Below are 22,458 nucleotides of genomic sequence, written 5' to 3'. Positions count from 1 at the left end.
TCACGCGAGTCGATCTTCTGTATCGATTTTGATTCGCACTTTCCCCTGAGCTACTGTGGCCACTGTCACGACCCAGCGGCGTCAGCGTTGCCGTCCCGCGGACCACCACGATCTGTGATCCGGAGCCGGACATGAGCAGCGCCCCGACCGACCGCACCCGCTACGAGGTGCACCCCGTGCACCCTGTCATCGCCGAAGTGACCGCCCGCATCGCGGAGCGCAGCGCCGGCACCCGCGCCGCGTACCTCGAACGCGTCACCGCCTCCCACGAAGAAGGGCCGGTACGGCGAGGGCTCGACTGCAGCAATCTCGCACACGGGTTCGCCGCGATGGAAGGTGTCGACAAAGCGGCACTGCGTGCCGTGCGGGCACCGGGCGTCGCGATCGTGTCCTCCTACAACGACATGCTTTCGGCGCACCAGCCGATGCAGGAGTACCCCGCGATGCTGAAGGGGTCGGTCCGCAAGGCGGGCGGCGTGGCCCAGTTCGCCGGCGGCGTGCCCGCGATGTGCGACGGCGTCACCCAAGGCCGTCCCGGCATGGAGCTGTCGCTGTTCAGCCGCGAGGTGATCGCGATGTCGACCGCGATCGCGCTGTCCCACGACATGTTCGACGCGGCGCTGCTGCTCGGCGTCTGCGACAAAATCGTTCCCGGCCTGCTGATCGGCGCGCTGTCCTTCGGGCACCTCCCGGCGATCCTGGTGCCCGCCGGGCCGATGAACTCGGGCCTGCCGAACAAGGAGAAGGCCCGGGTCCGCCAGCTCTACGCCGAGGGCAAAGCGACCCGTGAAGACCTGCTGGACGCCGAAGCGGCGTCGTACCACTCCGCGGGCACCTGCACTTTCTACGGCACCGCCAACTCGAACCAGATGGTCGTCGAGGTGATGGGCCTGCACCTGCCGGGCGCCAGCTTCGTGCAGCCGAACTCGCCGCTGCGGCAGGCGCTCACCGAGGAGGCCGGTCGCCGCGTGGTGACCCTCTCGCGCGGCGAGGAGTACACGCCGGTTTCGCGGGTGATCGACGAGAAGGCGATCGTCAACGGTGTCATCGCGCTGCTCGCCACAGGCGGTTCGACCAACCACACGATGCACCTCGTCGCGATCGCCGCCGCCGCGGGGATCCAGCTGACCTGGGACGACTTCTCGGACCTTTCGGCGGTGATCCCGCTGCTGGCGCGCGTCTACCCGAACGGCAGCGCGGACATCAACCACTTCCACGCCGCCGGCGGTATCCAGTTCCTGGTCGGCACGCTGCTCAACGCGGGCCTGCTGCACGAGGACGTCCAGACCGTCGCCGGGCCGGGGCTGCACCGCTACCGGCAGGAACCGATCCTCTCCGAGGGCGAGCTGATCTGGCGCGACGTCCCGGCGCACAGCCTCGACGAGGACGTCCTGCGCCCGGTGTGGCGCCCCTTCGCCGCCGACGGCGGGCTGCGGATGGTCGCGGGCAACCTCGGCCGCGCGGTGATCAAGGTGTCCGCGGTGGCGCCCGAACGCCGGGTCGTCCAGGCCCCGGCGCGGGTGTTCACCGACCAGAAGGCGTTCAAGGACGCGTTCGAAGCGGGCGAGCTGGACCGCGACGTCGTCGTGGTGATCCGGCAGCAGGGCCCGCAGGCCAACGGGATGCCCGAACTGCACGGGCTCACCCCGGCGCTGGGCGTGCTGATGGACCGCGGGCACCAGGTGGCGCTGCTCACCGACGGCCGGATGTCCGGTGCCTCGGGCAAGATCCCGGCGGCGATCCAGGTGACCCCGGAAGCCGCTGTGGGCGGCCCGATCGCACGCATCGCCGACGGCGACATCATCCGCCTCGACGCGAGGGCCGGAACGCTGGACGTCTTCGTGGGTGACGAAGAACTCGCCCGCCGTGAGCTGGTGGACTCCCCGCCTTCGGAGGCATCCTGGACCGGCACCGGCCGGGAGCTGTTCGCGGCGCTGCGTCGCGCTGTCGGCCCCGCCGACCAGGGCGCCAGCGTGTTCGGACCGCTCACGCCGGAACACTTCGGCGCTCCGGCGCACACGTTGAACCCTGTGGAGGTAAGTCAGTGACCACCGGCGCCGACCTGCTCGGCCTGTCCCCCGTGATGCCCGTCGTCGTGCTCGACGACGTAGCCGACGCGGTGCCCACCGCGCGGGCCCTGCTCGCGGGCGGGATCGGCGTGATCGAGCTGACCCTGCGCACCCCGGCGGCACTCGCCTCCATCGAACGGATCGCCGCGGAGGTGCCGGAGATCGTCATCGGCGCCGGGACGGTCACCGCGCCGGAGCACGCCAAACAGGCCGCCGACGCCGGGGCCAGGTTCCTGGTGACCCCGGGCTGCACCGACTCCGTCCTCGACGCCGCGTTCGACACCGGGCTGCCGTTCCTGCCGGGCGCGAGCACGGTGTCCGAGGCGATGCGGCTGGCCGAACGCGGGCTGACGGCGTTGAAGTTCTTCCCCGCCGAAGCCAGCGGAGGCGTCGCCTACCTGAAGTCGATCGCCGGGCCGCTGCCCGGCCTGCGGTTCTGCCCGACCGGCGGCATCACCGTGAAGACCGCGCCGGACTACCTGGCGCTGTCCACTGTGGGCTGTATCGGTGGTTCGTGGCTGACGCCGAAGGACGCGTTGGCGGCCAAGGACTTCGGGAAGATCGAGGCGCTGGCCGCGGAGGCTTCGAAGCTCTGATCCTTCGCCGTGTTCAGGGGTTTCACAGGGGCACTTGGTACTGGATGAAACCCCGGTTGACCGCGACCTGGTCGTAGAGGCGGCGCGCGGTGGCGTTCGATTCCTTGGTGTGCCAGTAGACCCGGTCGCAATCGCGGGCACGCGCCCAGTCCGCGACCGCGTCGATCAGCGCCCGCGCGACTCCCTTGCCCCGGGCTTCCGGCGCGGTGAACAGGTCCTGCAGGTAACAGACGTCGGTGAGGGCGGATGTGCTGGGATGCACGAGGAAGTGCACTATCCCGACGAGGTGCCCGTCCACCCGGGCACCTCGTGCGTGCATCCGTTCCCCCTCGCGGAATTCGCGCCAGGCACGGTCGTAGACCTCCTGGGGTGAGACACGGTCGTAGAAGGCGATGTAGGCGCGGAACAGGTCTTCCCAGGTTTCGCGGTCTTCGGGCTCGAGCGGGCCGATCGTGATCATGCTGTCCTCCCGGTGATCACCCGAGCCTAGCTATTTCCCGGCTGTGGTCGTGAGTGGCGATTCGGGTTCCGCCCCGTGTTCCGCGTCCAATCACGCAAGTTCTCCGGCTGGACACGCGTGATCTCCCTCCAGTCACGCGTGTCCCCCCTAAGATCACGGCCCGCATCGGTTACCTACCGGCCGGGAAGCTGTTGCCGTTTCGCGGCAACGGCCTGGCAGCGCCCCGGCGACCCCGGCACTCGGCGGCTCGGCATTTGACGGCTCAGCCTGCGGCCTGCTTCACGAGGGTGGCGATGCGCTTCTCCACCTCGGCCGTCACCTTGGTCAGCGCGAAACTGGTCGCCCACATCGCGCCGTCGTCCAGCCGGGCCGGGTCGTTGAAGCCGAGCGTCGCGTAGCGCGCCTTGAACTTGTTCGCGGGCTGGAAGAAGCAGACGATCTTGCCGTCCAGCGCGTAGGCGGGCTGCCCGTACCAGAGCTTCGGCGCGAGCGTCGGGGCGTTGGCCTTGACGACGGCGTGGACGCGCTCGGCCATGACCCGGTCGTCGTCGGGCATCTCGGCGATCTTCGCGAGCACGTCCTGCTCCGCCGCCGCTGCCTTGTCGGCGGCGGAGCCGCCGCGCGTCTCCTTCTTCAGCTGCTGGGCGTGTTCCTTCATCGCGGCCTTTTCTTCGGCCGTGAATCCCTCGTACGCGGCGGCGCGGCTCATGACGGTTCCTCCTCGAAGATCATGCTGTGCGGGACCGTAGCCAGAATCGCTTTGCCCGGACTCGGCGAGCACAGCGGCCAGGTGCGGCAGCCGGTAGTGACACATCAGGGCTTGGCCGCGAGCGTGGTGGTCTCCCAGGCGAACCCGTCCGGGTCGGTGAAGGGCTCGGCCGCGCCGCCGACGGCGATCCGGTGCGAGCCGGTGCCCTCGGGGGCGACGCCGGCGTCCTTGGCCAGCGCCTTGCGCCGGTACAGCGCCAGCTTGACGGGGCTCGGCCCGGACTCGAACTCGACGTACATCCGGCCGAAGCTCTTCCCCACGGTGAGGCCATGGTCGGCGTAGAACTTCTTGCTCGCGGCCACGTCTTCGACGCCCAGCAGGAGCACGATGGCGTCGATCTTGCGAGAAGCCGGGGCGGTGTTCTTCTTCGCCGAGGTGGCGATCTTCCAGAGTGCCCCGTCCGGAGCCTGGACGACGCCGCCGTAGCCCCACATCGACTTCGCGGCGGGTTTGATCGCCGTCGCTCCGGCGGCGAGGGCGGCGTCGAGCAGTGCGTCGACATCGGCCGGCTGGGACACCGTGAGGGACAAGGTGTACCCGCGGAAGCCGGTGCTCGGCGCCTGCGAGGCCCGCAGGCGCAGCTGGGTGTCCAGCCCGAAAGCGTTGGTGTAGAAGCGTTCCGCGGCCTCGATGTCGGCCACTTCCAGGGTGATCGCGGTGATGAAGTTCATGCCGGTAACGCTAATTCTCACCCGGCATCCGGCGCTTCTCGATTCCTGATCGGTCTGGATCAGGGCTCGCGCGGGCTCAGTCGGGGGTGGCGTCGTCCAGGAGTGCCGACTCCGCGCCGAACTCACGGAGTTCTTCGCGGATCACGGTGTAGGCCAGCCCTTGGGAATAGCCCTTGCGGGCGAGGAAGCCCAGCAGGCGGCGGATCGCCGTCTGCTCGTCGACGTTCCCCAGGGAGCGCATACGCTTGCGTACCAGCTCTCGGGCGCGCTGTTCCTCGGCCTCATGGCCCACCTCTTCGGCGGCCTGGACGGCGATATCCCCATCTATTCCTTTGCGTTTGAGCTCCGCCACGAGAGCGTTCCGCGCCAGGCCCGTGTTGGCATGGCGGGAACGCACCCACGACTCGGCGAATTCGGCGTCGTTGATCAGCCCGGCCTTGTCCAGCTTACCGAGCAGGGTCTCGATGGTCTCGTCATCGAAGCCCTTCCGCTTCAACGCCTGCCGAAGCTCGTCCGTGGAGCGCGGGCGCGCGGCCAGGAGATCGAAGCAGATCTCCTTGGCCTTCTTCCTCCGCTCGTCCGGCGGCAACTCCGCCGGATCCACCTTGGGCGCACGCATTTCCAGCTCTCACTCCAGTCGATGAAGGCGAACCGCGGGGTTGGTTCGCTCCAGGGCCGTGAATCGCGTGATCAGGCACGTGACTCACGTGATTACGGCCGCCAGGACCTTAGAAGTCGACCGGCGCAGGGGCGGCTTCGGCGTCGACGACGGCGCCGATGCCGAGCTTCTCCTTGATGCGCTTCTCGACCTCGTTGGCGATGTCCGGGTTGTCGAGCAGGAACTTGCGCGCGTTCTCCTTGCCCTGTCCCAGCTGATCGCCCTCGTAGGTGTACCAGGCGCCGGACTTGCGCAGGATGCCCTGGTCGACGCCCATGTCGATCAGCGAACCCTCGCGGGAGATGCCCTTGCCGTACAGGATGTCGAACTCGGCCTGCTTGAAGGGCGGCGCGACCTTGTTCTTCACGACCTTGACGCGGGTGCGGTTACCGACGGGCTCGCCGCCGTCCTTCAGCGTCTCGATCCGGCGGACGTCCAGGCGGACCGACGCGTAGAACTTCAGCGCCTTACCACCGGTCGTGGTCTCCGGGGAGCCGAACATGACGCCGATCTTCTCGCGCAGCTGGTTGATGAAGATCGCGGTGGTGCCGGAGTTGCTCATCGCGCCGGTCATCTTCCGCAGCGCCTGGCTCATCAGCCGGGCCTGGAGACCGACGTGGCTGTCGCCCATCTCGCCCTCGATCTCGGCGCGCGGCACGAGCGCGGCGACCGAGTCGATGACCAGGATGTCGAGCGCGCCGGAGCGGATCAGCATGTCGGCGATCTCGAGCGCCTGCTCACCGGTGTCCGGCTGGGAGACCAGCAGCGCATCGGTGTCGACGCCGAGCTTCTGGGCGTAATCCGGGTCCAGCGCGTGCTCCGCGTCGATGAACGCGGCGATGCCGCCGTTCTTCTGCGCGTTGGCGACCGCGTGCAGCGCGACGGTGGTCTTACCGGAGGACTCCGGACCGTAGATCTCGACGACCCGGCCACGGGGCAGGCCACCGATCCCGAGCGCGACGTCGAGGGCGATGGCGCCGGTCGGGATGACCTCGATCGGCACGCGGCCCTCTTCGCCGAGGCGCATGACCGAGCCCTTGCCGTACTGCTTGTCGATCTGGGCGAGGGCCAGTTCGAGCGCCTTGTCCTTGTCGGGTGCTGCTGGTGCCATGGAGTCCACCTCGTTGGTTGAGCCGGGAAGGGCTTTTTCAGTTCTGAGCTGTCGGGTCCGACGCTACGGGCGACCACCGACAATTCCAGGCCTCGCGCCCAAGCTGTGGATCGCTGACCCCGTTGTGGACAACACCATAGACGAACGTGTGTTCGAGGCCGGAACCGACACGCCGTCGCGCTAGGGTGCTTGGCCCTTCGCCGAGGTCAGCGCCGCGAAGCCGGAACCTCGAAGGCGTCACAGACCGCTCGCCAGACGTCCTTGGCCGAGGTCCCGGCGTCGAGAGCCTGTTCGACGGTCCGGCCTCCGAGTTCGCTGAAGACGTGGTCCCTGGAGAGGGTTTCCGCACGTCCAGGACCGAATTCGTCGGCCATGAGCCGCCGGAAGACCGTGTTACGCATCGAGCGAAGTCTAACCGTGGCCCGTGCCCGAAACGCGTGAAGGCCCCCTTCCCTCGGCTCAGCAGAGGGAAGGGGGCCTTCACGCGCGAATACGGGTCTATTCGCCCGGCTGGACGCTTTTTTCGAAGTAATCGGCCAGTTCGCCCGGCGTCGGGGTCTGTCCCTCGGCCGGGACCTGGTAGATGAGCCCGACCAGCGGCCGGTCGGCCACGGTGAACACCAGCACGGCGGCGTTCCGCCCGGCGGCCGAGGAGTACTGACCGTCCAGGGCGTTGCCCGCCCACTTGGCCTCGGTGCGGTCGCCGCCGGCGAAGGTGAGCAACTGGCCGGTGTAGGCCTTGAGCTTCTCCGCGGAGTCGCTCTGCAGGTAGGTCACCTGGGTGCCGGCCCGGCCAGGCGCGGAACAGGTCGACGTCACGCCGAGGTCCTCCGCCGGTTTCGCCGGGCCGTTGCCCATTCCGGGCTTGCAGTCGCCGACGTCGGCGATCTTCCCGGCGAGCTGGCGCAGGCAGCCGGTGAGGCCCTTGTCGTCGGCCGCGCCGGGGGTCTTGCACTGGTCGGCCGTATAGGTCGTCGCCGACGACGAGGTCAGGAAGTACACGAGGCCGGCGGCGATCAGCACGACGACGGCGGCGATGGCACCGATGACGAGCGGCTTCTTCTTGCCTGCCTTGGCCTTCTCACCGGAGTCGCCACCGGCCAGCGAGTACGACGGGAAGTTCGTCGGCGCGGGCTGCTGCACCTGCTGCGGGCCGCTGTTCGGGTAGCCCGACTGCGGGAAGCCGCCGGACTGGCCGGGCCCGCCGCCCAGGTAACCGGGGATCGACGCGACCTGCTGCGGCGGCGCGTACGGGCCCGAGGGTCCGTGGCCGACCTGGTGCGCGCCGGTTCCGGCGGCGACCTGCCCTTCGACGCCCTGGGTCCGGCTGCTGATGCCGTCGGAAGCGACGTGCTGCGCGCCGAGCGCGACGGCGGTCTCAGGCTGGTCGAGGCTGCCGGGGACGACGCCGAGCTTCTCCGCGATCAGGCTGCCCACCAGCGGAAGCCTGCTCGAACCGCCGACGAGGTAGATACCGGCGAGCCGGTCCGGGCTCATCCCGGTGGAGCGGACCACTCGCGACATCAGCTCGACACTGCGCAGCATCGACGGCCGCACCAGCGCTTCGAGTTCGCCGCGCGTGACGAGGACGTCCTCGAACGGCTCCGGCATCGGGACCTCGGTCTGCGGGTGCCGTGAAAGGGCCTCCTTCGCCGCCTTCACGTCCTCCTGCAGCGCGCGCCGCGTACGCCGGTCCGGAGTGGACTCGGGGCGCAGAACCCGCTGCCAGCGCTGGGGATCCTTGTGCGAGACCTCCCGGCCGACGTGCACCAGCAGGGCCTGGTCGACGTCGAGACCGCCGAGGTCGGGAAGGCCGTCTTCGGCGATGACGGTGAAGCCGCCGTTCGGGGTCGCGCCGACGATGGCGACGTCGAAGGTGCCGGCTCCGAGGTCGTAGACGGCGAGCGCCTGCCCGGGCGCCAGGGTCTTACCGGGGAAGGACGCGAAATGCGCCGCCGCGGCGACCGGCTCGGGCACGAGCACCAGGTTTCCGCCCATCCCGGCGAGCCGGGCGGCGGAGAGCAGCACGTTGCGGCGGGTCTGGCCCCACTGAGCGGGGTGGGTGAGCCGGACCTCGTCGGGCAGTTCACCGCCGAGCTGGCGGGTGGTCTCGTCGAGGACGCGGCGCAGGATGGCGGCCAGCACCTCGCTGACCGGGATGACGTCGGTGCCGAGCAGCAACGTCTGCTCGTCGATCCGCCGCTTGGGGTTGGGCTCGAACCGGGTCGGGTCGAGGCGGGCGCGACGTTCGGCGTCGCGGCCGACCATGATCGTGCCTTCCTCGGTGGCGAACACCGCCGACGGCATGTTGGCCGAGCCGTCGACCTCGACCACCCGTGGCTGCCTGCCGTGCGCCGACAACACGGCCACGGTGTTGGACGTCCCCAGGTCCACCGACAGGATCCGCACAGCTCTACCCCTTCACAAGACGACGGCGGCCGCCCCAGTGACGATCCGGCCGCGCTGGGCGTGATGTTCCCACGAGCGCGGTCACCGTACGTGCGGACCCACCGAACTCGTCCGATCCGGGTGACGAGATCCGCAGGTCGCGGGCCTCGGGGCGAAACTGTCGGTGGTCCGGCGCAGTATGGAGGGCGTGGCTGACGCACTCGACCTCTTCTCCCCCGCGACCAGGGACTGGTTCACGGGGGCCTTCGCCGCGCCCACCGGCGCGCAGGAAGGGGCGTGGCGAGCCGCGCACGCGGGAGAACACTCGCTGGTCGTCGCCCCGACAGGGTCCGGTAAGACGCTGTCGGCGTTCCTCTGGGCGCTGGACAGGCTGTCGGTGGAGCCGCCGCCCGCCGAAGCCCGGAAACGCTGCCGTGTCCTCTATGTCTCACCGCTGAAGGCACTGGCGGTCGACGTCCAGCGCAACCTGCGGGCGCCGCTGGCCGGGATCTCCCAGGCGTCGCGGCGGCTGGGCCTGCCCGTCCCGGACATCGAGGTCGGCATGCGCACCGGCGACACCACGGCCGCCGAACGGCGCTCCTTCGGCAAGACCCCGCCGGACGTCCTGGTCACCACGCCGGAGTCGCTCTTCCTCATCCTCACCTCCTCCGCGCGCGATTCGCTGCGCGGCGTGGAGACGGTGATCATCGACGAGGTGCACGCGGTCGCCGGCGGCAAACGCGGCGCGCACCTGGCGTTGTCCCTCGAACGGCTCGATGCCCTCCTGGAGAAGCCCGCCCAGCGGATCGGGCTGTCGGCGACGGTCCGGCCGATCGACGAGGTCGCCTCGTTCCTCGCCGGCGGCAGGCCGGTCACCATCGTCCAGCCGAAGCTCGCGAAGACGATCGAGGTCCGCGTCGAGGTCCCGGTCGAGGACATGTCGAACCTCGACGGGCCTCAGGGGCCGAAGCAGAACGAAGACCTCGACGCCGGTCTCGCGCAGCTTCCCGGCTCGCTGGACGAGATCGGCGGTGCGCCGCGGCGGCCGTCGATCTGGCCGGCGGTCGAAGAGCGCGTCCTCGAACTGATCCAGTCGCACCGCTCGACGATCGTGTTCGCCAACTCGCGGCGGCTCACCGAGCGGATGACGGCCCGGCTCAACGAACTCGTCGCGGAGCAGACCGAACTCGAACCGGAGCAGCACTATCCGGCCGAGGCGATCGGCCAGTCCGGGCTGACCACGGGCGCGGCGCCGGTGATCGCGCGGGCGCACCACGGGTCGATGTCGCGGGAACAGCGCACCCACGTCGAAGAAGAACTCAAGACGGGCCGCCTCGCCTGTGTCGTGGCGACCTCTTCGCTGGAACTGGGCATCGACATGGGCGCGGTCGACCTCGTGGTGCAGATCGAGGCCCCGCCGACGGTCGCTTCGGGGCTGCAGCGCGTCGGCCGCGCCGGGCACCAGGTCGGCGCGGTGTCGAGCGGGGTGATGTTCCCGAAGTTCCGGGGCGACCTCGTCTCCTGCGCGGTGGTCGCGGAACGGATGGCGTCCGGGGCGATCGAGGCGGTCCGGTATCCGCGCAACCCGCTGGACGTGCTCGCCCAGCACGTCGTCGCGATGGTGGCGCTCGAATCGTGGACGGTCGACGAACTGGCCGCGCTCGCCCGCCGCGCGGCGCCGTTCGCGTCCCTGCCGGACGACGCGCTGCTGGCGGTGCTCGACATGCTCGCCGGCCGGTACCCGAGCGAGGAGTTCGGCGAACTGCGCGCCCGGATCACCTGGGACAGGGTCAGCGGCGAACTCCACGGCCGCCCGGGTTCGCAGCGGCTGGCGGTGACCTCCGGCGGCACGATCCCCGACCGCGGCCTGTTCACCGTGATGACGCCGGGCGCCGAGGGCAAACCCGGGAGCCGCGTCGGTGAACTCGACGAGGAGATGGTCTACGAATCCCGCGTCGGCGACACGATCCTGCTCGGCACCTCCTCCTGGCGGGTCACCGACATCACCCACGACCGCGTGATCGTGGTGCCCGCGCCGGGCGAGCCCGCGCGGATGCCGTTCTGGAAGGGCGACGCCCCCGGCCGTCCGCTGGAACTGGGGCGGGCGCTGGGCGCGTTCGTCCGCGAACTGTCCACCGCGGAGCCCGCGGCGGCCAGGCAACGCGCGGCCGTCGCCGGGCTCGACGAGTACGCGTGCGACAACCTGCTGGCCTATCTCGAAGAACAGAAGTCCGCTACGCGGCACGTCCCGAACGACAAGACCGTGCTGCTGGAACGGTTCCGCGACGAACTGGGCGACTGGCGGGTCATCCTGCACTCGCCGTTCGGCGCGCAGGTCAACGCGCCGTGGGCGCTCGCGATCGCGGCCCGGTTGCGGGAGAACCGCGGGGTCGACGCGCAGGTGGCGCATTCCGACGACGGCATCGTGCTGCGCCTGCCCGAAGCGCTGGACGTCGAGGGTGCCGAAGTCACCATCGGCGTCGACGACGTGCTGCTCGATCCGGAAGAGGTCGAGCAGCTGATCGTCGCCGAGGTCGGCGGTTCGGCTCTGTTCGCCGCCCGGTTCCGGGAATGCGCGGCGCGGGCGCTGCTGCTCCCCCGCCGGGATCCGCGCCGCCGTACCCCGCTGTGGCAGCAACGGCAGCGCGCGTCGCAACTGCTGTCCGTCGCGGCCAAATACGAACGCTTCCCCGTGGTGCTGGAAGCGATGCGGGAAGTCCTGCAGGACGTGTACGACGTCGGCGGGCTGCGTGAACTGATGGCCGACGTCCGGTCGCGGAAGGTCAAGCTGGTCGAGGTCGAGACCCCGTCTCCGTCCCCGTTCGCGCGCAGCCTTCTCTTCGGCTACGTCGGGATGTTCCTGTACGAGACGGACGCTCCACTCGCGGAACGGCGCGCGGCGGCGCTGGCGCTGGATTCGACGCTCCTGGCCGAGCTGCTCGGCACCGAGGCGATCCGGGAACTGCTCGACGCCGAGGTCGTCGCCGAAGTCGAGCGGTCACTGCAGCGGCTCGACCCCGACAGGCACGCGCGCAACGCCGAAGAGGCCGCGGATCTGTTGCGGTTCCTCGGAGATCTCTCGATCGAGGAGGCCGCCGCGCGCGGCATCCAGCGGGAGTGGCTGGAGGAACTGGAAGCGGCACGCCGGGTGCTCCGGGTCCGGATCGGCGGTGGTGAGCGGTTCATCGCCATCGAGGACGCCGGACGCGTGCGAGACGCGCTGGGCACCGCGCTGCCGGTGGGGGTACCGGAGGCGTTCACCGAACCGGTCGACGATCCGGTCGGCGACCTGCTCTCCCGCTATTCGCGCAGCCGCGGCCCGTTCAGTGCACGCCAGGCCGCCGAGCGTTTCGGGCTCGGAACGGCCGTGGTCAACGGCGTACTGGACAGGCTGACGTCCCAGGGCAGGCTGGCCCGGGGCGAACTGAGCCCGGTCGGGCATCCGGAGACCCACGGTGTCGGCATCGAGTTCTGCGACGCGTCCGTGCTGCGCAGGCTCCGGCGGGCGTCGCTGGCCCGGCTGCGGGCCGAGGTCGAACCGGTCGAACCGGCGGCGCTGGGCCGGTTCCTGCCGTCCTGGCACGGCATCGGCGCGCGGGTGCGTTCGGCGCCGACGGCGGACGACGTGCTGTCCGTAGTCGAGCAACTGGCCGGGGCGCCGCTGCCGGCGAGCGCGGTCGAGTCGCTGATCCTGCCGAGCAGGCTGCCCGGCTACACCCCTTCGCTGCTGGACGAACTCACGACGGCGGGAGAGGTCACCTGGTGCGGCTGCGGTTCGCTTTCCGGCGGCGACGGCTGGCTGGCACTGGCTCCCACCGACGTCGCCGATCTGCTGCTGCCCGACCTCGACGACGATCCGCCCTCCGGCCCGCTCCACGAAGCCATTCTGTCCACTTTGGATGGTGGGGCACAGTTCTTCCGCCAGCTGGTGGACCGGGCCTCGCCGCTGGTCGAAACCCCGCCGAACGACGCGGAAGTCGTTGCCGCGCTGTGGGATCTGGTGTGGGCCGGACTCGTCACCGGGGACACGCTGGGTCCGCTGCGAGCACAGGTCTCCGGTGCGGGCGCGGCGCACAAACCACGACGGCAGGCTCCTCGTGGACGGTACGCGCGGCTACGGGCCGGGCGGCCGGCGATGCCCTCGCGAAGCGGGCCGCCGACCGTGGCCGGCCGCTGGGCGCTGACCCCGGCGCGGGAAACGGATCCGACCAGGCGCGCCCACGCGCGGACGGAGGCGTTCCTCGAACGGCACGGTGTCCTCACCCGGGGAGCGCTCGACACCGAGCGGGTGACGGGTGGGTTTTCCGGGATCTACAAGGTTTTGCGCGGGATGGAGGACTCCGGCCAGGTCGTGCGGGGTTACGTCGTCGAAGGGCTCGGTGCCGCGCAGTTCGCGGCGAAGGGCGCTGTCGACAGGTTGCGCGCGCAGTCCGGGAACCAGCGCACCACCAAGGAAGGCGCGGTCGTGCTCGCCGCCGCCGATCCGGCCCAGCCCTACGGTGCCGCACTGTCGTGGCCGGCCGCGACGGGTGACACGAAGCACCGTCCGGCAAGGAAAGCAGGTGCGCTGGCGGTACTCGTGGACGGTGTCCCGGCGATGTACGTCGAACGCGGCGGACGGTCGCTGCTGAGTTTCACCGATGACCAGGAGACCCTGCGTTCGGCCGCGCGGGCGTTGTCGACGGCGGTCCGGGAAGGCTGGCTGGGTCAGCTGGCGGTGCAGCGGGCCGACGGTGAGGTGGCGCTCACCTCCGAGCTTTCGGTGGTGCTCCAGGAGGCCGGATTCCGGGCGACTCCCAAGGGGCTGCGGCTGCGGGCCTAGACTTGTTCCCCAGACCTGCGGAGAAGGACGTTCGAACATGGTGATGCGCGACCTGCGCTATTTCGGGGATCCCGTGCTCAAGACCGTATGCGACCCGGTCACGAAATTCGACAAGAAGATCGAGTCGCTGGTGACCGACCTGATGGACGGGGTGAAACCGGCCGGGCGCGCGGGTCTCGCGGCGCCGCAGATCGGGGTGGGCCTGCGGGTGTTCAGCTACGACGTCGGCGGGCTGACCGGCTATGTGATCAACCCGGAGATCGCCGAACTCTCCGAGGAGACGCACGAGATCGGCGAGGGCTGCCTTTCCGTTCCGGAGCTGTGGTTCCCGGTCGTCCGGGCGAAGCGGGCCGTCGTGCGCGGAGTCAATCTGCGCAACGAACCGGTCGAGGTCGAAGGCTTCGACGTGCTCGCGCAATGCCTGCAGCACGAGACCGATCACCTCGACGGCAAGCTGTACCTGGACCGTCTCACCACCGATCGCAAGAAGCAGGCGCTGGGCGAAGCCCGCGGCAAAGACTGGTTCTGGAAACGCAAGTAGAGGACTAAACGCGGGTGTCGGCGAGGCGGAAGCGCAGGTTTCCGGAGTCGCCGGGGACGCGTTCGGGGCGGAGACCCACCCGGGCGGCGGTGCGGAAGAGGGAATCGTCGCCGGGCAGGCAGACGGCGGTGAGTTCACGCACGCCCTTGGCCGTGGCGAGCACCGCGAGCCGGGCCAGCAGAGCGGCGCCGATGCCCTGGCGCTGCCAGGAATCTTCGACCAGGAGTGAGACCTCGGCCGCGCCGCCGTCGGCGGCCGGGATCAGCTGACCGAGCCCGATGACCTCGCGGCCGCAGACCGCCAGCAGGCTCACTCCGCGCGGCGGCATCAGGAGCCGGTGCAGCCAGCGACGGGGGACGGTCCGCAGCCCGGTGTGATAGCGGTGGAAGAGCGTGGTCATCGAGCATCTCTGGTGCAGCGCGGAAACCGCCTCCGCGTCGCCGGGGACTCCCTTGCGCAGGACGACGGCGGCGCCGTCGGGCCGGTCGAGCACGATCGGGCCGGTCACGTTGTCGCGCACGGCGGTCATCAGCCTGATCAGCGCGAGGGCCCGGCTCAGTTCCAGTTCGACGAACGGCGACCACCGGCGGCGCGCGACGAACGCGGTGCCGTCCCCGACCGGGAACACCGCCCGGTGCCCGCCTTCCGTGCGGGCCGGGTTCGCCTCGATCGACGGGACCTTCGTGACGAGGTCGGCCGCGAGCACTCCGCGAAGCACCTCGGCGAGACCGTTGGGCTCCTCGACGGCCAGTTTGGCCGCGGTGAGCGTCGCCGCGGCCGGGTCGACCAGTTCGGTCAGATCCGCGTCGACGATGGCGGAGCATTCACAGCCCTCCTCGCGGATGGCGTCGATGAGCAGTTGCCGCGGCAGCCCGGTGGCCGGCCGCAGGACGATCTCGTCGAGCACGCCGCCGGGGACCGGGAGGACCGACAGCCCGAGGATGTTGCACTCGAGGTCGGCCAGCCGGATCGCGATCCTGGCCAGCGTGCCCGTCCGGTCGTCCATGCGGACCCGGACCCGCCAGGCCGAGGCCGGTGACGCCGCCGCCGTGTCGTCGTCACCGGGGTGAACCTGGGTGGGCCGGACTCGATAGGTCTCCATGACCTCCACGGTCCCGGCCGGTTGTTGCCTGCCCACGGCGCCGGTGTTTCGCTCAGGTCAGCGTTCGGCGCCGTCGCGCAATCCCGGCGAAACACTCAGCGGGGTGCGAGCAGGCAGAACTCGTTGCCCTCCGGGTCCAGCATGACCTCACCGCGCCACGCGGTCGCGCCGAGATCCCGCAGGCGCCGGACCTCGGCGGCCCGGTCACCGCCGTGCGGCGGCGCGATGTCGAGGTGCAGCCGGTTCTTGTGCTGTTTCTCCTCCTCGGTGGCCAGGAACTCCACCCACGGGCCCCGGCCGTCCGGCGGCCGCAGGCCCACGATCGTCGGCTCCCGGACGCCGATCTCCCAGCCGAGCGCGGCCGCCCAGAACTCCGCGATCCGAGCCGGATCACGGGCATCGGTGACGATGGAGGCGATCGAGCCGGTGCCCGCGTACTGCTCACGAGGCTCGAGGACGCAGAACTCGTTGCCCTCAGGATCCGTCAGCACCACCCACGGCACTCGCTTCTCTTCCGGCGGACCTTGGCCGATATCGGTGTGCCGCGCGCCGAGGGACAGCGCGCGATCCACCAGTTCGGCCTGGTGCTCCGGCGAGCGGCTCGCCAGATCCAGGTGCAGCCGGTTCTTGCCGCGTTTGGGTTCCGGCACCGACTGAAAGCCCAGTTCGAACGGGGCATCCCAAGCGAACAGCCCTTCCCAGAAACCCGCCAGATCTCTGGGAAGGGCCGAGTCGAAGACCAGGTTCACCAGGTGCGTTCTCACACCGGCACCCTAGGCGAGATCACCGACACTTCTGACCGGTTTGGCTTCCCCACCAGCCGGTCATCGAGTCGCGAGCCGTAACAAGGCCCACAGTTGTCCCGCCATGTCCTGGTCTCCGCTGACCGTCACCGCCGTCGGACCCGCCCGGCCCCAGAGCCAGCGGTAGATCTTGTCCGGTTTGCCGGTGATCAGATCGTCCGCGCGCTGTGCCTCCTCGGCCGAGCACCGCCAGGCGACCGTCTCCACCGGCCCGGCTCTGGCGATCCAGTTGTGGCCCGCTGTGCGCACCCCGACCGAACCCGCCTTGGTCCCGGAGAGCCCCAGCAGCGGCAGCCGCTGGCCGAACCAGAGCGACAACGCCTCGTCGATCCCGTCGAGCGCGATGTCCACGGGGATCGCCGACGGGTCCCGCCCGGCCGCGCCCTCCGCGTCGACCCGGTGGATCGTCGTCTCGTGCGCCATCCGCCGCTGCCAGAACCCGTAGCTGCGGTCCGCCGGCCACCAGGTCGGCGCCAGTTCGTCCGCGTCGTGCGCGGACAGTTCGGCGACGACTTGGTCCCGGCCCTCGTGGAAGTACTCCACCAGGGTCTGTTCCGGCCCCGGTTTGCGCTGCCACTGCTCAGGACGCCGCCCGTCGATGATCCACCGGCGGGTGACCCGGTAGACGCTGCCCACGTGCCGGATGACCTCCCCGAGGGTCCAGCCGGGGCAGGTCGGGACCGGCGCGTCGGCCGACGCGGTGTGCGCCATCTCGGTCATCAATTCGCTTTCGACGCCGATCGCCTCCAGGAACCTGCCCTGGTCGATCATGGCCTGCCCGGCCATCGGGCACCCCCTCTCCGTGGCCCGCTAGGCCACATGTGCCTCGTCACCCATCGGCAGCCCGTGCACCGCCCGCCGCACCAGTTCCAAGAACACCGCGGCGGCCCGCGAAAGCTCCTCGGCCGTCTCGGCGGTCACCTTCCCGGTGATACCGGCCTGCGCGGCGGCCCGCGTCGCGGAGTTGGCCGCGAAGAACGCCGCCCACTCCTTCAGTTCGGGCGCGACGGAGTCGAGCAGCACCCAGCCACTTGCCGGCCGGGCCCGGCCCCGGTGCGGACGGCCTCGGGCCTCCAGCACCGCCGCCGCACCACGCAGCGCGGCGAGGTACGCCCCGATGAACCGCTCGGCGGGTTCGGTCTCCTTCTCTGCTTCGGCGAGCCCGCGCCTTGCCTGCGCGTACAGGGAGACCGCCGCGGGTGGCGCCGGCGGGCGCAACGACATCGGCAGGGCGGGCTGCGAGGCACCTCCCGGCCTTTCGGCCTCGTCGGGGGACACGACCGAAACGGACATGACGACCCTCCTCCTGTACGTGAGCGCCGGCCGGTGCCCGGAGCCGAGGCGCTTCCCCCGCCCCCGCGCCGGGCACCTACCGGTGCGCGCTCACCGAATGTCGAACGTCTGTTCGAACAAGACCAATGTAACCCTGAAGTGCCCCTTTCTTCAACCCCGGCGGCCTCAACCCCGTAACGGGGTGATCGCCGCATGTGTGCGGGACACGGGATCGGCCACGTGATCTCATAGGCGCATGAGCACCATCGACCAGTCCGGCCATCCCTCGGTGGCCAAGGTCGCGGCAGCGCTCGCCGAGGCGGGTCAGCAGGCGGCCGCGGACGGAATCCGGATCCTCCCCGCCGAAGTCCGCACGGCGGCTCAGGCCGCCGAAGCGCTCGGCGTCGAAGTCGGCGCGATCGCGAACAGCCTCGTGTTCCGCAGCCGCACCGAGGGGACCGACACCGCCCTGCTCGCCCTGACCTCCGGCGCGCACCGCGCGGACACCGGCCTTCTGGCGTCTTTGACCGGCGCGGGCGAGATCGGCAAGGCGGACGCGGAGTTCGTCCGCGAACACACCGGCCAGCCGATCGGCGGAGTCGCCCCGGTCGGCCACCCGAAGGCGCTGACCACCCTCGTCGACACCGCTTTGCGCGCCCACGAAGTCGTCTGGGCCGCCGCGGGACACCCCAAGTCGGTGTTCCCCACGACGTTCGACGGCCTGGTCGAACTGACCGGGGGCACTCCCGCGGACGTCGCGGGCGACGGGCAGGATAGGCGTCCGTGACCGCGATGTCGTCGGAATGCACCCGCTACGTCCAGCTGTCCGCGGACGAGTTCCGCGCCCGGCTCCCCGAGGCGCTGACCATCTACGTCAACGCCATGCGCTACCCCGAAGGCACCGCCGAACAGCGCGCGCCGATGTGGCTCACGCACGCGCTGCGTGAGGGCTGGCGCTGTATGGCCGCGCTCGACGCGGACGGCGTCCTGCTCGGGCTCGCCTACGGCTACAAGGGACGCGGCGGCCAGTGGTGGCACGAGCAGGTCCGCCACGGCCTGACCCGCCGTGACGGCCAGGACGCCGCCGAGCACTGGATGGCCGACTACTTCGAGCTCACCGAGATCCACGTCAACCCGGAAAGCCAGGGAAAGCGGATCGGCGAAGACCTCCTGCGACGGCTGCTCGACGGCGTGCCCAGCGCCCACGTCCTCCTTTCCACCCCGGAAGGCACCAGCCGGGCCTGGAACCTGTACCGGCGCGTCGGTTTCGTCGATGTGCTGCGGGACTACCACTTCGCCGGGGATCCGCGGGCGTTCGCGATCCTCGGCCGGACGCTGCCCCTCTAAGGCTTCGTATAGGCGACGGCGAGCGCGGCGATGAGCACCGCCGCGCCGCACCAGCCCACGGCACCGAGCCGCTCCCCCAGGACCACCATGGACAGCAGCGCGGCGGTCAGCGGTTCGAGCAGCGCGGACAACGCGGCCAGTACGGGATGCGCGCCTTCGAGTCCGCGGAAGTACGCGGCGTAGGCCAGCGCCGTCGGCACGATGCCGAAGTAGAGGACGAGCGCCAGCACGTCAACCCCCATCGGCACCGCCATCCCGAACCACAGGGCGGCCGGGGTGAGCGCGGCGCCGCCGATCAGGCAGCCGAAAGCCGTGGTGGGCAAGGGATCCAGCCCCTCGACGCGGGTCGAGGTGACCAGGGTCAGCGCGGCGAACCCGGCCGCGGCCAGCAGGGCGAACAGGATTCCGACGGCGTCGGCCTTCTCCCCGGGCGACCACTGCAGCAGCAAAAGTCCGAGGAGCGATCCCGCCAGGGACAGCAACGTCCACGTCGAGGGCAGGCGGCGGGTTTTGACGACCGTCGCGACGGCGAGCAGGACGGGCGCGCTGCCGATGGTGGTCATGGTCGCGACACTCACCGAACTCAGCGAAACGGCGACGAAGTAGCTGGTCTGGAACAGGGCGAACAACCCGCCGACGGTCAGCAGGCGGCGCCGGGCCGCAGGGGTGCGAGGAAGGCCACGGAGACCGCCTATGAGCCAGAGATAGCCGATGGCGACGAGGCCGCCGATCAGCAGCCGGTAGGCGGCGACGGAGAGCGGATGGAGCCCCGCGCGGGACGCGAGCAGGGAACCGGCGAGACCGCCGGTCCCCCAGAGGACGCCGGCGAGGACCAGCGCGGCGGAGGATTTCGCGCGCGCCGGTGCGGCGACGGAAACGGACATGGGAAACGCTCCTGCGTGTCGGTGTCTTACGGAAGGGACGTCGACGACGCGGGGTGCTGCTTCAGCGCATCAAGAACAGGCCGGACGGCTGGAACGCCGCACGGCCGCACACACCCCGCTCAGGAGGCGGGGGGTGGGGTGACGAGAAAGATCCGGTGCACGGGGCCGAACGTACCAAGGCTCCGGTGGGGGCCGCACGTGAATTGCGGCACGGTCGAGCGGGGATGTCATGAAAGGGTCTTTCAGGACGAAAAATGTCCTGAAAGACCCTTTCATGACATGGGGGGGCGCGGCTCAGTCCAGCTCGGCCAGCATCTCCCGCAGGGTGTCCAGTCCCATCCCGCCGAGCGCCAGCGCCCGCGTGTGGAACCGCTTGATGTCGAAGGCGTCGCCCTGCCGGGCCCGGGCCTCGTCGCGCGCGGCGAGCCAGAGACGTTCGCCGAGCTTGTACGACGGCGCCTGCCCCGGCCAGCCGAGATAACGGTCGATCTCGTCGTACACGTGGGCGTGGTCGGTGACGGTCCGGGTGAGCATGAACTCCAGGCCCAGTTCGGGCGTCCACCGCTCGCCCTCGTGGAAGCCGGTCCCGGCCGGGATCTCCAGTTCCAGGTGCATGCCGATGTCGACGATCACGCGCGCGGCGCGGAACAGCTGCTCGGACAGCATGCCGAGGAGTTCACCGTCGTCGGAGAGGAAGCCGAGGTCCTCCATGAGCCGCTCCGAGTACAACGCCCAGCCCTCGGCGTGCCCGGAGGTGAAGGCCAGCAGCCGCTGGTACTTGTCGAGCGACTTCGACTGGTCGACCGCGGTCGCGATCTGCAGGTGGTGGCCCGGCGCGCCCTCGTGGTAGACGGTGCTGACCTCGCGCCAGGTGATGAACTCGTCCTTGCCCGGCGGCAGCGACCACCACATGCGTCCGGGACGCGAGAAGTCCTCGCTGGGGCCGGTGTAATAGGCGCCGACGGTGCCGCCGGGCGGGGCGATCTTGCACTCCAGCTCCATCACCCGGTCGGAGATGTCGAAGTGCTTGCCGCGCAACGACTTCAGCGCGTTGTCCGACAGGTTCTGCATCCAGGCCTGGAATTCCGAGCGGCCGCGCACGGCGTACTTCGGATCGGCGTCGAGGACGGCGGACGCCTCCGCGAGGGTGGCGCCGGGTTTGATCCGGTCCGCGACCTCGCGCATCTCCGCTTCGATGCGGGTGAACTCGGCCCAGCCCCAGGAGTAGGCCTCGTCCAGGTCGAGAGTGGCTCCGGTGAACACCCGTGACCACAGTTGGTACACCTCGGCGCCGACGGCGTCCTTGACCGGCGCCAGCGGAGCGAGCTCGGCGCGGAGGAATCCCGCGAACTCCGCGTACGCCTCCTGCGCGGAGTGGGCGGAGTGCTCGAGTTCGGTGCGAAGCTTCGCACTCACGTCCTTCGCACCGGAGATCAGCGTGGCGAAGAACCCGGTCTCTTCCTTGAGCCCCGCCCAGGTCTCGGCCTGCTCGGCGACCTTGCCGACCTGGCGGAGCGCCGAGACGCGGCCCGCGCCGGCGGCGGCGAGCAGCGACGCGCGATACTGGCCGAGCGCCTCGGGAACCTTGGCCATGCGGGCGGCGATGGTCGCCCAGTCCGACTCGGACTCGACGGGCATGAGGTCGAAGACCATCCGCAGGTTCTGCGCGGGGCTCTCGATCACGTTCAGCTCGGCGAGGTCGAGACCCGCCTCGTGGATCTCCAGGATCAGCCCGATCCGCTCGGTGAAGACCGCCTTGGCCGCGCGTTCGCCGTCGTCGCGGGGCTCGGCCGCTTCGATGTCGGCCAGTGCGCGGGAGGCGATCGTGGCCCGCGCCGCATACCCGGCGGGCGAGTAGTCGGTCAGCTGGTCGTCGTATCCGGAGATGCCGTACGTCGTCGCGGTGACCGGATCGGCCGCCGCGTACTCGTCGACGTACCGGTCACAGATCTGGTGCACACTTTGCGCGGTCGAAGCCATGCCAGGCACGCTACCGGGACCACGGGCGACTCCGAAACAGAGTTATGCGCGGGCCGGGACCAGCCCCAGCCTGCTGACCACCTCACGCGTGGCCTTGGACCGGTTGAACGTATAGAAGTGCAGGTCGGGCACACCTTCGGCGATGAGCCGCTCGCACATTTCGGTCACCGTGTCGATGCCTTCCGCGCGGAAGGCCTTCGGGTCGTCGGCGAGCGGTTCGAGCCGGTCCAGAAGCCGCTGCGGGGCCGGCGCACCGGACAGCTTGATCGACGTGTGCAGCGTCCGCAGCGTGGTCAGCGGCATGATGCCGGGGATGACCAGCGCCTCGCAGCCCGTGGCGGCCACCCGGTCCCGCAGCCGGAGGAAGTCCTCGGGCTCGAAGAACAGCTGGGCGATCGCGAAGTCCGCGCCCGCGCGGAGCTTGCGCACCAGGTAGTCGGTGTCGGCCTCGAGGTTCGCCGACCTCGGGTGGCCGTACGGGAAGGCCGAGACCCCGACGCAGAAGTCGCCGAGCGAGCGCACGAGTTCGACGAGTTCTTCGGCGTAGTTGAGCCCGCCGGGGTGCGGGACCCAGTCCCCGTAGACGTCGCCGGGCGGGTCGCCCCGCAGCGCGAGGATGTTCCGGACGCCGACGGCGGCGTACCAGCCGATGACGTTCCGCAGTTCCGCGACCGAGTGGTTCACCGCGGTGAGGTGCGCCATCGGCACCAGCGTGGTCTCGGTCGCGACGCGGGCGATGCTGCGGATCGTGCCGTCGCGGCTGGAGCCGCCCGCGCCGTAGGTGATCGACATGTAGGCGGGGTCCAGGGGCTCGAGTTCCCGGATCGACTTCCACAGCACGGCCTCGTCCGCCGCGTCCCGGGGTGGGAAGAACTCGATGGAGAACACGGGTCCATCACCCTGCAACCGCTCGACCACCGACGTCATACCGCCATGGTAAGGGGGAAAGTCCGCTGGTTGGGAGCCCCCTCTCAGGCTATGGACG

The 22,458-nt window shown here is 70.3% G+C and carries 20 protein-coding genes; 6 read left to right on the top strand and 14 right to left on the bottom strand.

Annotated features, from left to right (window positions below; all coding sequences use genetic code 11):
- Positions 1 to 131 precede the first annotated feature (131 nt).
- Both edd and eda read left to right on the top strand, forming a co-directional pair.
- The gene (gene edd, locus ACLJRL_RS03325) at positions 132 to 2,048 is read left to right on the top strand and encodes a phosphogluconate dehydratase (RefSeq protein WP_410654481.1); all 1,917 of its coding nucleotides are present in this window, start codon (positions 132 to 134) and stop codon (positions 2,046 to 2,048) included.
- Positions 2,045 to 2,665 carry a bifunctional 4-hydroxy-2-oxoglutarate aldolase/2-dehydro-3-deoxy-phosphogluconate aldolase gene (gene eda / locus ACLJRL_RS03320; RefSeq protein ID WP_410654480.1) on the top strand — a complete coding sequence of 207 codons (621 nt, stop codon included), beginning with the start codon at positions 2,045 to 2,047 and terminating at the stop codon, positions 2,663 to 2,665. The genes edd and eda overlap by 4 nt, the downstream gene beginning before the upstream one ends.
- A 22-nt stretch (positions 2,666 to 2,687) precedes the next feature.
- Here the strand turns inward: eda and ACLJRL_RS03315 are convergent, their stop codons facing one another.
- From ACLJRL_RS03315 to ACLJRL_RS03285, 7 genes are all read right to left on the bottom strand, one after another.
- Positions 2,688 to 3,125 (bottom strand): GNAT family N-acetyltransferase, encoded by a 438-nt coding sequence (locus ACLJRL_RS03315; RefSeq protein ID WP_410654479.1) that lies wholly within the window; start codon positions 3,123 to 3,125, stop codon positions 2,688 to 2,690.
- A gap of 262 nt (positions 3,126 to 3,387) precedes the next feature.
- Positions 3,388 to 3,834, bottom strand: coding sequence for an iron chaperone (locus tag ACLJRL_RS03310; RefSeq protein WP_410654478.1), 447 nt, complete (start codon positions 3,832 to 3,834; stop codon positions 3,388 to 3,390).
- 104 nt (positions 3,835 to 3,938) lie between these two features.
- Entirely contained in the window at positions 3,939 to 4,565 is a 627-nt protein-coding gene (locus ACLJRL_RS03305; RefSeq protein ID WP_410654477.1) for a glyoxalase, read from the bottom strand.
- A 76-nt stretch (positions 4,566 to 4,641) separates the two neighbouring features.
- The gene (locus ACLJRL_RS03300) at positions 4,642 to 5,169 is read right to left on the bottom strand and encodes a regulatory protein RecX (RefSeq protein ID WP_410655143.1); all 528 of its coding nucleotides are present in this window, start codon (positions 5,167 to 5,169) and stop codon (positions 4,642 to 4,644) included.
- 124 nt (positions 5,170 to 5,293) lie between these two features.
- Entirely contained in the window at positions 5,294 to 6,334 is a 1,041-nt protein-coding gene (gene recA, locus ACLJRL_RS03295) for a recombinase RecA (RefSeq protein ID WP_410654476.1), read from the bottom strand.
- A 206-nt stretch (positions 6,335 to 6,540) separates the two neighbouring features.
- On the bottom strand, positions 6,541 to 6,735 hold the full coding sequence (locus ACLJRL_RS03290) for a DUF3046 domain-containing protein (RefSeq protein ID WP_410654475.1): 195 nt from the start codon (positions 6,733 to 6,735) through the stop codon (positions 6,541 to 6,543).
- 97 nt (positions 6,736 to 6,832) lie between these two features.
- Complete coding sequence (locus ACLJRL_RS03285; RefSeq protein ID WP_410654474.1) at positions 6,833 to 8,743, bottom strand: Hsp70 family protein; 1,911 nt, start codon at positions 8,741 to 8,743, stop codon at positions 6,833 to 6,835.
- Between the two features lie 178 nt (positions 8,744 to 8,921).
- Between ACLJRL_RS03285 and ACLJRL_RS03280 the strand changes: the two genes are divergently transcribed.
- Both ACLJRL_RS03280 and def read left to right on the top strand, forming a co-directional pair.
- Positions 8,922 to 13,544 (top strand): ATP-dependent helicase, encoded by a 4,623-nt coding sequence (locus ACLJRL_RS03280; RefSeq protein WP_410654473.1) that lies wholly within the window; start codon positions 8,922 to 8,924, stop codon positions 13,542 to 13,544.
- Positions 13,545 to 13,581: 37 nt separating this feature from the next.
- Complete coding sequence (gene def / locus ACLJRL_RS03275) at positions 13,582 to 14,085, top strand: peptide deformylase (RefSeq protein ID WP_410654472.1); 504 nt, start codon at positions 13,582 to 13,584, stop codon at positions 14,083 to 14,085.
- Between the two features lie 4 nt (positions 14,086 to 14,089).
- Here the strand turns inward: def and ACLJRL_RS03270 are convergent, their stop codons facing one another.
- The 4 genes from ACLJRL_RS03270 to ACLJRL_RS03255 form a co-directional block, all read right to left on the bottom strand.
- Complete coding sequence (locus ACLJRL_RS03270; RefSeq protein ID WP_410654471.1) at positions 14,090 to 15,187, bottom strand: GNAT family N-acetyltransferase; 1,098 nt, start codon at positions 15,185 to 15,187, stop codon at positions 14,090 to 14,092.
- A gap of 95 nt (positions 15,188 to 15,282) precedes the next feature.
- Positions 15,283 to 15,951 carry a VOC family protein gene (locus ACLJRL_RS03265; protein ID WP_410654470.1) on the bottom strand — a complete coding sequence of 223 codons (669 nt, stop codon included), beginning with the start codon at positions 15,949 to 15,951 and terminating at the stop codon, positions 15,283 to 15,285.
- 60 nt (positions 15,952 to 16,011) lie between these two features.
- Positions 16,012 to 16,776, bottom strand: coding sequence for a maleylpyruvate isomerase family mycothiol-dependent enzyme (locus ACLJRL_RS03260; protein ID WP_410654469.1), 765 nt, complete (start codon positions 16,774 to 16,776; stop codon positions 16,012 to 16,014).
- 24 nt (positions 16,777 to 16,800) lie between these two features.
- Complete coding sequence (locus ACLJRL_RS03255; protein ID WP_410654468.1) at positions 16,801 to 17,283, bottom strand: SAV_6107 family HEPN domain-containing protein; 483 nt, start codon at positions 17,281 to 17,283, stop codon at positions 16,801 to 16,803.
- Positions 17,284 to 17,518: 235 nt separating this feature from the next.
- On the opposite strand from ACLJRL_RS03255, the gene ACLJRL_RS03250 reads away from it, so the two are divergent.
- Together ACLJRL_RS03250 and ACLJRL_RS03245 are read left to right on the top strand one after the other, a co-directional pair.
- Entirely contained in the window at positions 17,519 to 18,049 is a 531-nt protein-coding gene (locus ACLJRL_RS03250; protein WP_410654467.1) for a YbaK/EbsC family protein, read from the top strand.
- Complete coding sequence (locus tag ACLJRL_RS03245; protein ID WP_410654466.1) at positions 18,046 to 18,609, top strand: GNAT family N-acetyltransferase; 564 nt, start codon at positions 18,046 to 18,048, stop codon at positions 18,607 to 18,609. The genes ACLJRL_RS03250 and ACLJRL_RS03245 overlap by 4 nt, the downstream gene beginning before the upstream one ends.
- Here the strand turns inward: ACLJRL_RS03245 and ACLJRL_RS03240 are convergent.
- The 3 genes from ACLJRL_RS03240 to metF all read right to left on the bottom strand — a co-directional run bounded on the left by ACLJRL_RS03240 (position 18,606) and on the right by metF (position 22,400).
- Entirely contained in the window at positions 18,606 to 19,493 is an 888-nt protein-coding gene (locus ACLJRL_RS03240) for a DMT family transporter (RefSeq protein WP_410654465.1), read from the bottom strand. The genes ACLJRL_RS03245 and ACLJRL_RS03240 overlap by 4 nt on opposite strands.
- 294 nt (positions 19,494 to 19,787) lie before the next feature.
- The gene (locus tag ACLJRL_RS03235; RefSeq protein WP_410654464.1) at positions 19,788 to 21,473 is read right to left on the bottom strand and encodes a DUF885 domain-containing protein; all 1,686 of its coding nucleotides are present in this window, start codon (positions 21,471 to 21,473) and stop codon (positions 19,788 to 19,790) included.
- A 42-nt stretch (positions 21,474 to 21,515) separates the two neighbouring features.
- A complete protein-coding gene (metF, locus tag ACLJRL_RS03230) occupies positions 21,516 to 22,400 on the bottom strand; it encodes a methylenetetrahydrofolate reductase [NAD(P)H] (RefSeq protein WP_410654463.1) in 885 nt (294 codons plus the stop codon).
- Positions 22,401 to 22,458 lie beyond the last annotated feature (58 nt).

Source organism: Amycolatopsis sp. lyj-112 (assembly GCF_046549055.1).
GTDB lineage: Bacteria > Actinomycetota > Actinomycetes > Mycobacteriales > Pseudonocardiaceae > Amycolatopsis.
This window is presented reverse-complemented; position numbering and strand designations above follow the sequence as displayed.

Bases quoted from the DNA above. Each gene is read 5' to 3' on its own strand.
- ACLJRL_RS03280 (WP_410654473.1), top strand. From the start codon at position 8,922: ATGGAGGGCGTGGCTGACGCACTCGACCTCTTCTCCCCCGCGACCAGG.
- ACLJRL_RS03235 (WP_410654464.1), bottom strand. From the start codon at position 21,473: ATGGCTTCGACCGCGCAAAGTGTGCACCAGATCTGTGACCGGTACGTC.
- recA (WP_410654476.1), bottom strand. From the start codon at position 6,334: ATGGCACCAGCAGCACCCGACAAGGACAAGGCGCTCGAACTGGCCCTC.
- ACLJRL_RS03260 (WP_410654469.1), bottom strand. From the start codon at position 16,776: ATGGCCGGGCAGGCCATGATCGACCAGGGCAGGTTCCTGGAGGCGATC.
- edd (WP_410654481.1), top strand. From the start codon at position 132: ATGAGCAGCGCCCCGACCGACCGCACCCGCTACGAGGTGCACCCCGTG.
- ACLJRL_RS03270 (WP_410654471.1), bottom strand. From the start codon at position 15,187: ATGGAGACCTATCGAGTCCGGCCCACCCAGGTTCACCCCGGTGACGAC.
- ACLJRL_RS03310 (WP_410654478.1), bottom strand. From the start codon at position 3,834: ATGAGCCGCGCCGCCGCGTACGAGGGATTCACGGCCGAAGAAAAGGCC.
- ACLJRL_RS03290 (WP_410654475.1), bottom strand. From the start codon at position 6,735: ATGCGTAACACGGTCTTCCGGCGGCTCATGGCCGACGAATTCGGTCCT.
- ACLJRL_RS03250 (WP_410654467.1), top strand. From the start codon at position 17,519: ATGAGCACCATCGACCAGTCCGGCCATCCCTCGGTGGCCAAGGTCGCG.
- ACLJRL_RS03255 (WP_410654468.1), bottom strand. From the start codon at position 17,283: ATGTCCGTTTCGGTCGTGTCCCCCGACGAGGCCGAAAGGCCGGGAGGT.
- def (WP_410654472.1), top strand. From the start codon at position 13,582: ATGGTGATGCGCGACCTGCGCTATTTCGGGGATCCCGTGCTCAAGACC.
- ACLJRL_RS03240 (WP_410654465.1), bottom strand. From the start codon at position 19,493: ATGTCCGTTTCCGTCGCCGCACCGGCGCGCGCGAAATCCTCCGCCGCG.
- metF (WP_410654463.1), bottom strand. From the start codon at position 22,400: ATGACGTCGGTGGTCGAGCGGTTGCAGGGTGATGGACCCGTGTTCTCC.
- ACLJRL_RS03315 (WP_410654479.1), bottom strand. From the start codon at position 3,125: ATGATCACGATCGGCCCGCTCGAGCCCGAAGACCGCGAAACCTGGGAA.
- ACLJRL_RS03305 (WP_410654477.1), bottom strand. From the start codon at position 4,565: ATGAACTTCATCACCGCGATCACCCTGGAAGTGGCCGACATCGAGGCC.